10 protein-coding genes are annotated in these 8901 nt (G+C 70.7%); 9 read left to right on the forward strand and 1 reads right to left on the reverse strand.

What is annotated here, in order from left to right; all coding sequences use genetic code 11:
• Positions 1-44: 44 nt before the first annotated feature.
• The 5 genes from RTL41_RS20095 to RTL41_RS20115 all read left to right on the forward strand — a co-directional run bounded on the left by RTL41_RS20095 (position 45) and on the right by RTL41_RS20115 (position 5507).
• Complete coding sequence (locus RTL41_RS20095) at positions 45-1307, forward strand: TCR/Tet family MFS transporter (protein ID WP_312167043.1); 1263 nt, start codon at positions 45-47, stop codon at positions 1305-1307.
• 101 nt (positions 1308-1408) lie between these two features.
• On the forward strand, positions 1409-2824 hold the full coding sequence (locus tag RTL41_RS20100) for a Do family serine endopeptidase (RefSeq protein WP_312167045.1): 1416 nt from the start codon (positions 1409-1411) through the stop codon (positions 2822-2824).
• A gap of 61 nt (positions 2825-2885) precedes the next feature.
• A complete protein-coding gene (locus tag RTL41_RS20105) occupies positions 2886-4187 on the forward strand; it encodes a replication-associated recombination protein A (protein ID WP_312167047.1) in 1302 nt (433 codons plus the stop codon).
• Positions 4184-4960 (forward strand): RluA family pseudouridine synthase, encoded by a 777-nt coding sequence (locus RTL41_RS20110; protein ID WP_312167049.1) that lies wholly within the window; start codon positions 4184-4186, stop codon positions 4958-4960. Before RTL41_RS20105 ends, RTL41_RS20110 begins: the two co-directional genes overlap by 4 nt.
• 52 nt (positions 4961-5012) lie before the next feature.
• Positions 5013-5507, forward strand: coding sequence for a CC0125/CC1285 family lipoprotein (locus RTL41_RS20115; RefSeq protein WP_312167051.1), 495 nt, complete (start codon positions 5013-5015; stop codon positions 5505-5507).
• Here RTL41_RS20115 and RTL41_RS20120 read toward each other — a convergent pair.
• The gene (locus tag RTL41_RS20120; protein WP_312167053.1) at positions 5504-6271 is read right to left on the reverse strand and encodes a hypothetical protein; all 768 of its coding nucleotides are present in this window, start codon (positions 6269-6271) and stop codon (positions 5504-5506) included. The two genes, RTL41_RS20115 and RTL41_RS20120, sit on opposite strands and share 4 nt — an antisense overlap.
• Before the next feature lie 119 nt (positions 6272-6390).
• Between RTL41_RS20120 and crcB the strand changes: the two genes are divergently transcribed.
• The 4 genes from crcB to RTL41_RS20140 form a co-directional block, all read left to right on the forward strand.
• Positions 6391-6774, forward strand: a complete 384-nt coding sequence (gene crcB, locus RTL41_RS20125; protein ID WP_312167054.1) for a fluoride efflux transporter CrcB — start codon at positions 6391-6393, stop codon at positions 6772-6774.
• Positions 6771-7757, forward strand: coding sequence for an RluA family pseudouridine synthase (locus RTL41_RS20130; protein WP_312167055.1), 987 nt, complete (start codon positions 6771-6773; stop codon positions 7755-7757). Before crcB ends, RTL41_RS20130 begins: the two co-directional genes overlap by 4 nt.
• Positions 7758-7853: 96 nt before the next feature.
• A complete protein-coding gene (locus tag RTL41_RS20135; protein ID WP_312167057.1) occupies positions 7854-8579 on the forward strand; it encodes an ATP12 family protein in 726 nt (241 codons plus the stop codon).
• A 210-nt stretch (positions 8580-8789) separates the two neighbouring features.
• On the forward strand, positions 8790-8901 hold a 112-nt coding region (locus RTL41_RS20140), incomplete at its 3' end, for a hypothetical protein (RefSeq protein WP_312167059.1).

Below are 8901 nucleotides of genomic sequence, written 5' to 3' on the forward strand. Positions count from 1 at the left end.
GTTCAAAGGTCGAAACGGTCCGAAGCGGCCGAGTGGAGGACGTCATGACCGACCGAGCAGAGAGCGCCGGCGGCGTGGCCGAGGACAAGCGCTGGAAGGGGGCGTTCCGGTTCATCTTCGCCGCGGCGGTGATCAACGCCGTCTCGTTCGGGATCATGATCCCGGTGCTGCCCAACCTGATCAAGGAATTCACCGGCGGCGACACCGCCGCGGCGTCCGAGTGGAACGTCGTCTTCGGCGCCGTCTGGGGCGTCATGCAGCTATTCTGCGGCCCGATCCTGGGCATGATGTCGGACCGCTACGGCCGCCGTCCGATCCTGCTGGTCTCGCTGGGCGGGCTGGCGATCGACTTCCTGTTCATGGCCCTGGCCCCCAGCCTGATGTGGCTGTTCGTCGGGCGGGTGATCAACGGCCTGACCGCCGCCAGCTTCTCGACCGCCAACGCCTATGTCGCCGACGTCACCCCGCCGGCCAAGCGGGCCAAGGCCTATGGCTGGATGGGTTCGGCCTTTTCGTTCGGCTTCCTGGTCGGCCCGGCCCTGGGCGGTTTCCTAGGCGACATCGACCTGCGCCTGCCGTTCTTCGTGGCCGCCGCCCTGACCTCGCTCAACTGGCTCTACGGGTTCTTCATCCTGCCGGAGTCCCTGCCGCCCGAGAAGCGCGTCGCCAAGTTCGACTGGAAGCGGGCCAATCCGGTGGGCTCGCTGAGCTTCCTGCGCTCGCACAACGAACTGCTGGGCCTGGCGACCATCGGGCTGCTGTTCCAGCTCGCCCATACGGTGCTGCCGGCGATCTTCGTGCTCTATACCGGGTATCGCTACGGCTGGACGCCCGGCTTCATGGGGCTGACCATGATGGCCACCGGCCTGGCCGGCGTGCTGGTGCAGACCCTGCTGGTCGGGCCTGTCGTCGCGCGCATCGGGGAGCGCGGCGCCCTGCTGCTGGGCGCTGCGGCCGGGGCCGCCGGTTTCGCCATCTACGGCCTGGCCAGCACCGGCTGGACCTACATGATCGGCGTCCCGGTCTTCGCCCTGATGAACTTCCTGATGCCCGGTCTCCAGGGGCTGATGACCCGGCGGGTCGAGCCCTCCGCCCAGGGACAGCTCCAGGGCGCGAACCAGGCCCTGCAGGGCATCGCCTCGGTGATCGGGCCGATCGTATTCGGCATGACCTTCGCCTGGTCGATCCGCCACGACGGGGTGCTGCATCAGCCGGGCCTGGCCATCTATCTGGCGGCCGGACTGCTGGTCGGCGCCTTCCTTCTGTCGCTGCGGGTCGGGCGTCCTCCCAAAACGCCGCGAGAGTAGGCTCGGGATATTCCGCCGGCCCCCGATGCGGATTAAACCGTCGCCATCATTGCGCCTGAAAACTCTTGAGAGTGCGGTGCACGACGATGCTTGGAGACTCTATGCGCGCCTATCGCGTCCTGATTCCCGCCCTGGCCCTGCTGGCGGCATGCTCTGACCCCGCAGCCAAATCCAACGCCCAGATCCCGCCGCTCGCCCAGCCCAGCCGGGCCGCGCCGGGCGACGCCCTGACCATGAAGTCCTCCTTCGCCCCCGTGGTGAAGCGGGCCGCCCCGGCCGTGGTCAACATCTCGTCCAAGCGCCTGGTGCGCCAGCGCGCCGACCCGTTCTGGGAGATGTTCGGCATGGGCGCGCCGCGCGAACGCATCCAGGGTTCGCTGGGCTCGGGCGTCATCGTCCGCGCCGACGGCATCGTGGTCACCAACAACCATGTGGTGGAAGGCGGGCAGGAGATCACCGTCGCCCTGGCCGACCGCCGCGAATACACCGCCCGCGTCCTGCTGGCCGATCCGCGCACCGACCTGGCGGTCCTGAAGATCGACGTCGGGAACGAGCGCCTGCCGACCCTGGCCATCGACGACTCCGGCGAGGCCCAGGTCGGCGACCTGGTCCTGGCCATCGGCGACCCCTTCGGCGTCGGCCAGACGGTGACCAACGGCATCATCTCGGCGCTCAACCGCACGGCCGATCCCAACGGCGATGCGGCCAACGCCTACATCCAGACCGACGCGGCGATCAATCCGGGCAACTCCGGCGGCGCCCTGGTCGACATGGACGGCGACCTGATCGGGGTGAACAGCTTCATCCTCTCGCGTTCGGGCACCTCTTCGGGCGTCGGGTTCGCGGTGCCGGCCGCCATCGTCAAGCGCGTGGTCGAGACCGCCGCCGGCGGCGGCCAGGCCGTGGTCCGTCCCTGGCTCGGCGCCCGCACCCAGACGGTGACCGCCGAGATCGCCCGCAGCATGGGCATGGGCGTGCCGCAGGGCGCCCTGGTCGCCGACATCTGGCCGGACGGCCCGGCCGCCCGCGCGGGCCTGCGCCAGGGCGACGTCATCGTCTCGGTCGACGGCCGCCCCGCCGTCGACGCCGCGGCGGTGTCCTACGCCATTTCCTCGCGCCGGCCGGGCGACACCCTGCGGCTCGGCGTGCGCCGCGGCAGCGGCGAGCAGTCGCTGACCCTGCGCGCCGAAGCTCCGCCGGCGACCCCGGCCAGGGACCAGCAGGTGATCTCCGGCCGCAACCCGTTCGACGGCGCGACGGTCGTGAACCTCTCGCCCGCCGTGGCCGACGAACTGGGCATCGATCCGTTCACCCGCAAGGGCGTGCTGGTGACCAACATCAGCCGCGGTTTTGCGATGAACGCCGGCCTGCGTCCCGGCGACCTGATCCGCAAGGTCAACGGTCGCGAGATCGGCGCCGTCCGTGAACTGGTCAGCGCGCTGGGCTCCGGCGGCGGCCAGTGGCAGGTGACGATCGAGCGCAACGGCCAGGAAATCTCCGCCAACTTCCGCACCTGACGTCGAGCCGGGGCGAGCGCGCCGCTCTCGCCCCGGCCCGCGAAGGGCGCTAGAACGCCCCATGGCCGATCTCTTCGAAGCTGCCGGGCTGACGCCTCACGCGCCGTCGCCGCTGGCCGACCGCCTCCGCCCCCAGCGGCTGTCCGAGGTGGTGGGGCAGGACCACCTGCTGGGCGCCGAGGGGCCGATCGGCCGCATGGCCGAGGCCAGGCGGCTGTCCTCGATGATCCTCTGGGGGCCGCCGGGCACCGGCAAGACCACCATCGCGCGGCTGCTGGCCAAGGAGGCCGGCTACGAGTTCCAGCAGATCTCAGCCGTCTTCTCCGGCGTCGCCGACCTGAAGAAGGCGTTCGAGCAGGCGCGCATGCGTAGAGCCGCCGGGCAGTCGACCCTGCTGTTCGTCGACGAGATCCACCGCTTCAACCGCGCCCAGCAGGACGGCTTCCTGCCCTTCGTCGAGGAAGGGATCGTCACCTTGGTGGGCGCCACCACCGAAAACCCGTCGTTCGAGCTGAACGGGGCGCTGCTGTCGCGGGCCCAGGTCTATGTGCTCAAGCGGCTGGACGACGAGGCGCTGGAATCCCTGCTGGCCAAGGCCGAGGCGCATGAGCAGCGCGAGCTTCCGCTCGAACCGGAGGCCCGCCAGGCCCTGGTCGCCATGGCCGACGGCGATGGCCGCTACCTGCTGACCCTGGCCGAGACCCTGTTCAACATCGGATCGGCGAAACCCCTGTCGCTCAAGGACCTGGGCCAGATCCTCCAGAAGCGCAGCCCCGCCTACGACAAGGACCGCGAAGAGCACTACAACCTGATTTCGGCGCTGCATAAGTCGGTGCGCGGCTCCGACCCCGACGCGGCGCTCTACTGGCTGGCGCGAATGCTGGGCGGCGGCGAGGATCCGCTGTTCATCGCCCGCCGCCTGATCCGCATGGCGGTCGAGGACATCGGCGAGGCCGACCCCATGGCCCTGGTCCTGGCCAACGCCGCCAAGGACACCTACGACTTCCTGGGCAGCCCGGAGGGCGAGCTGGCCCTGGCCCAGGTGGTCGTGCACCTGGCCGCCGCGCCCAAGTCCAACGCCGTCTACATGGCCTTCAAGGCGGCGCAGAAGGCGGCCCGCGAGACCGGCTCGCTGATGCCGCCGGCCCATATCCGCAACGCCCCGACCAAGCTCATGAAGGACCTGGGATACGGCAAGGGCTACGCCTACGACCATGACGTCGAGGGCGGCTTCTCCGGCCAGAACTACTTCCCCGAGGGGATGGAGCGGCAGCGCTTCTATCAGCCCAAGGACGTCGGCGTGGAGGCGCGCATCAAGGAGCGCCTGGAGCGCTGGGCCGAGCAGCGGAACCGCCGGACGTGAAGCCGCGCACGCCGCCGAAGGTCAAAGCCCAGCCCAAGCCCGTCGTCCTGACCTCCGAAGAGATCGCCCTGGTCCGCAGCCTGGTGATCTACGAGGACGCCGAGATCATGGCGCTCAACAAGCCGTCGGGCCTCTCCAGCCAGGGCGGGCGGGGCCAGGTCAACACGCTGGACGAGCTGCTGTGGGCCTTCGCCAAGCCGGGCAAGGCGCGGCCGCGGCTGATCCACCGGCTGGATCGCGACACCAGCGGGGTGATCCTCACCGCCAAGACCAAGCCGGCGGCGAGCTTCCTGGGCAAGCACATGATGGGCCGGCGCTTCGCCAAGACCTATCGCGCCATCGTCACGCCCGGAGCGCCTGACCCCGCTTCCAGCGTCATCGACGCCCCCCTGCGCCGCGAGGAGGCCGCCCGCGAGGCCTATATGCGGGTCTGCGCGCCCGATCATCCCGACGCCGAGGCGGCGCTGACCCGCTATCGCACGCTCTCGAAAGGGCAGAATGCGGCGCTGCTGGAGCTCAACCCGCAGACCGGGCGGATGCACCAGATCCGGGTGCACCTGGCCTCCATCGGTCGCCCGATCGCCGGCGACGCGCGCTATGGCGGCGCGCTGATGGCGGGCGGCCATCCCGTGCCGCGGCTGATGCTGCACGCCGCGGCGCTGTCGTTTCCGCATCCGGCCGGCGGGACCAAGCGGATCGAGGCGGACACCCCTGCCGACATGCAGGGCCTGATCGCGGCGCTGGGCCTGGGCGGGAACGTCGTTCAGGCTTGACCGTTAGCCAGGAGGCCGGCCGTTCGCCCGGCCGCTTCGGGAGGTCATGATCATGAGACGCCTGATTGCGACGGTCGCGCTCTGCGCCGCCCTGGCGGCCTGCGCCACCGCGCCGACGGTCTATGCGCCGGCCGCTGGCGCCCAGGCCGTCGGCTTCTCCGAGCTGAGGATCGAGCCAGGCCGCTATCGCGTCACGTTTCGCGGCGGCCCCGGCGCGCCGATGACCCAGGTCGCCGACTATGCGCTGCTGCGCGCCGCGGACCTGACCCTGGCGGACGGCTATGACTGGTTCCGGGTCGTCGACCGCTACGTCGCGCAAAGCGGGGACGGCGGCGGTTCGCGGCTCTCGGTCGGGGCCGGCGGCGGCAGCGGCGGATACCGCAGCGGCGTCGGCGTCGGGGGCGGCGCCAGCTTCGATCTCAGCGGGGGACCGGCGCTGACCCAGACCATCGAGATCATCATGGGCAAGGGCGCGCCGCCGAGCAGCGCCCGGGGCGAGGTCTACAACGCCGCCGATGTCCGCCGCACCATCGGCGCGCGGATCTAGCGGGAAGCCTCCGGGGTCTGGCCTTCGCCGCGCAGCGCGACGTGGGTGAAGCCGGCGACCTCGGCGACCGCGAAGAAGCCGTCGGAACTCAGGCCCTGGGCGATGAGCAGCGGCGCAAGCCCCTGGACCTGCTGGCCGACGTCCAGCAGGGCGCCGGCGATGTCGCTGTCGCTTCCGACCACGTCGCCGGCGTCCAGGGCCAGGCCCTGCAGGCGGACGTCCTTCATCGGCGCGGCGACGTCGCGGCCCGGCTGCAGGCGGGCGAAGACGCCCTTGCAGGCCGACCCCAGCAGGGCGGCCACTTCGTTCAGGCGGCCGGACGGCGTGCCGCGGTCGATCTCGGTCATTTCGATGATGATCCGCGCCTTCAGCGCCGCGGCCGAGCCGTGGGTGGCCTGGGTCAGGCTCGCCCGGCCCCGCCGCCCCGCCAGGGTGCGGAACGACTGCGGAATGATCAGCGGCAGCTTGGCCTCTGTCTCGGACGGACGCAGCCGGCCGGCGAAATCGAGGGTGGCGCGATCGATGCTCTCCACGTCGCTGTCGGCCAGCCGGCCATAGGCCCAGGTCGGGATGATCACCCCGGTCTTCACATGGCGGACGACCGGACGGATCCGCAGGGCCGCGGTGGCGGCGTGCTTCAGGCTGACCAGTTCCTCGATGGAGTAGTCGAGGGCCAGGATGCGGCGTTCGGTCGTGACGAAGGTCCAGGGCGGCAGGCCCTCGGAGGGCCCGACAGACGCCTCGACTCCACTCTCGCCCGCCACGCCCGTCATCCAGCAACCCCGTAAGGCTGGGAACATGCCGAGGCGGGCTTAACCGACCGTGACGGGGCTCGATTAACCGACCGTTTGCGCCGAAGGGCTGGAGCGTCGCATAAGGGCGCATGGAAAAGGTGTTATTGGTCGCCGCGGGAGGCGCGGCAGGCGCCGTGGCGCGCTACGCCGTGGGCGTTCAGGCCCTCAGGCTATGGGGGCCGAACTGGCCGTTCGGGACCTTCGTCGTCAACATCTCGGGCGGCTTGCTGATGGGCCTGCTGGCCGGCTATCTGGCCCATCGCGGCGGCCCCGACCAGGAGAAGCTGCGCGTCCTGCTGGGCGTCGGCGTCCTGGGCGGCTTCACGACCTTCTCGGCGTTCTCGCTGGAGATCGCCCTGATGGTGGAGCGCCGGGCCTATGGGCAGGCGTTCACCTATGCCACCGCCTCGGTTCTACTTTCGATGAGCGCCCTGTTCGTCGGTCTGCTTCTGGCCCGGAGGGCGTTCGCGTGAGGGAAGTTCGCAACATCGCCGTCGATCCTGGCGAAGACGGCGTGCGCCTCGACCGCTGGTTCCGCCGGCGCTGGCCGCACGTCTCGCAGATCCAGATCCAGAAGCTGGCCCGTTCGGGGCAGATCCGCGTGGACGGCGCGCGGGCAAAGCCTGACCAGCGACTGGCGGCCGGCGAGACGATCCGCGTGCCGCCGCTGCCCGACGCGCCCAGGCCGGGCGACAAGCCGGGCCTCGACCCGCGCGACATCGCCTATGCGAAATCGCTGGTGCTCTACGAGGACGAGGAGGTCCTGGCGCTCAACAAGCCCGCCGGCCTGGCGGTGCAGGGCGGCACCAAGACCACCAAGCACGTCGACCGTCTGCTCAGCGCCTGGGGCGAGGGGCTGGAGCGCCCGCGCCTGGTTCACCGGCTCGACCGCGACACCTCCGGCGTGCTGGTGCTGGGCAAGACGCCCGGCGCGGCGGCCAAGCTGTCGGGGGCCTTCGCCCGGCGGCGGGCGGAGAAGACCTATTGGGCGCTGGTGCTCGGCAATCCCAAGCCCTCCGAAGGGGTGATGGAGCTGCACCTGGTCAAGAAGGGCGTCGGCGACCGCGAGATGGTGATCCCCGCCGATCCCAAGGACCCCAACGCCGATCCGGCCGAGACGGAGTTCGTCACCGTCAGCCGCGCGGCCCACCGCGTCGCCTGGATGGCGCTGCGGCCGCACACCGGCCGGACCCACCAACTGCGGGCGCACATGCTGGCCATGGGCCACCCGATCCTGGGCGATCCCAAGTACAAGACCGACGCCTCGGCCGAGCTCTCGGGCAGCCTGAAGCTGCAGCTCCACGCGCGGCGCCTGACCCTGCCGCACCCCTCGCGCGGGACGCTGATCCTCGAGGCGCCGATCAGCAAGGAGCTCAAGGAAGGCTTCAACCGCTTCGGCTTCGACGAGCACGAGGCCGATCCCGAGCCGTTCAAGAGCCGGCGGCGGCGGGGCTAAGCCTCGCCGAGACCGGCGCGCTTGCACAATCGGCCGTCCCCGGTCATTGCACGCACCGCGCCGCATAGTTTCGTCGTGCGGACGCAGGAGGCCGACGTGCAAAAGGGTTTCATCGAACCGGGCGAGAAGCCCAAGCGGTTCTACAAGGACGTCTCGGTGGTCGCCGAGGACGGCGCCTTCTCGGTCAGGCTCGACGGCCGCAACGTCCGCTCGCCCAGGGGCGGCAAGCTCGCCGTGCCGACCCAGGCTCTGGCCGAGATGGTCGCGGCCGAGTGGGACGCCCAGGGCAAGCACATCGAGATCGCGGCGATGCACATCACCCGCCTAGCCTTCACGGCCACCGAGGCGGTCCCCCAGGCGCGCGACGCCACGGCCAGCCAGATCTCGCAGTACGCCGCCTCGGACCTGCTCTGCTACTTCTCGGAGAGCGGCGACAGCCTGCATGCGCGCCAGGTCGCCGGCTGGGAGCCGGTGCTGCGCCGGGCCGAGCAGGAGCTGGCCCTGGTCTTCCAGCGCGCCACCGGCATCATCCACGCCGAGCAGCCGCAGGAGACCCTGGCCAAGGTCAAGGCCCTGGCCCTGGAGCTCGACGACTTCACCCTGACCGGGGTGGCGTTCGGCACGCCGCTGTTCGGCTCGGCGGTCCTGGCCCTTGCCCTGCAGCGCGGCTGGCTGAGCGGCGAAGAGGCCTGGACCCTGTCGCGGATCGACGAGGCCTATCAGGAAGAGAAATGGGGCGTGGACGAGGAAGCCGCCGAGCGCACGGCTCGGCTTTTCGACGAGGCCCGGATGCTCGACCGCTGGTTCAGGGCCCTGGCCTGAGGGCCGTCGCCAGCGTCGTGGGCGAATAGTCTCCGAACGTCCAGCGCAAGGGCAGCCGCCACGTCTCGCCCAAGACCCGCGCCTTCATCGACCACGCCGCTCGGGCCTTGAGCGCCCTCAAGGTCATCGCACCATGGCCGGACGCGGGGCGAGTGTTGCCAGGGCGATACCGTCCGACTACGCCTTGAGGCTTGGCATGGGAGGCGGCGTGTGAAGCACATCCTTGAGGAGCTTGAGAAGCGCCGGGGGGAGGCGCGACTTGGCGGTGGGGAGCGCCGGATCGCCTCGCAGCACGGCAAGGGCAAGCTGACGGCGCGCGAGC

The sequence above is a fragment of the Phenylobacterium sp. genome, assembly GCF_031984885.1.
Taxonomy (GTDB): domain Bacteria; phylum Pseudomonadota; class Alphaproteobacteria; order Caulobacterales; family Caulobacteraceae; genus Phenylobacterium.

Bases quoted from the DNA above. Each gene is read 5' to 3' on its own strand.
- crcB (WP_312167054.1), top strand. From the start codon at position 6,391: ATGGAAAAGGTGTTATTGGTCGCCGCGGGAGGCGCGGCAGGCGCCGTG.
- RTL41_RS20115 (WP_312167051.1), top strand. From the start codon at position 5,013: ATGAGACGCCTGATTGCGACGGTCGCGCTCTGCGCCGCCCTGGCGGCC.
- RTL41_RS20100 (WP_312167045.1), top strand. From the start codon at position 1,409: ATGCGCGCCTATCGCGTCCTGATTCCCGCCCTGGCCCTGCTGGCGGCA.
- RTL41_RS20105 (WP_312167047.1), top strand. From the start codon at position 2,886: ATGGCCGATCTCTTCGAAGCTGCCGGGCTGACGCCTCACGCGCCGTCG.
- RTL41_RS20095 (WP_312167043.1), top strand. From the start codon at position 45: ATGACCGACCGAGCAGAGAGCGCCGGCGGCGTGGCCGAGGACAAGCGC.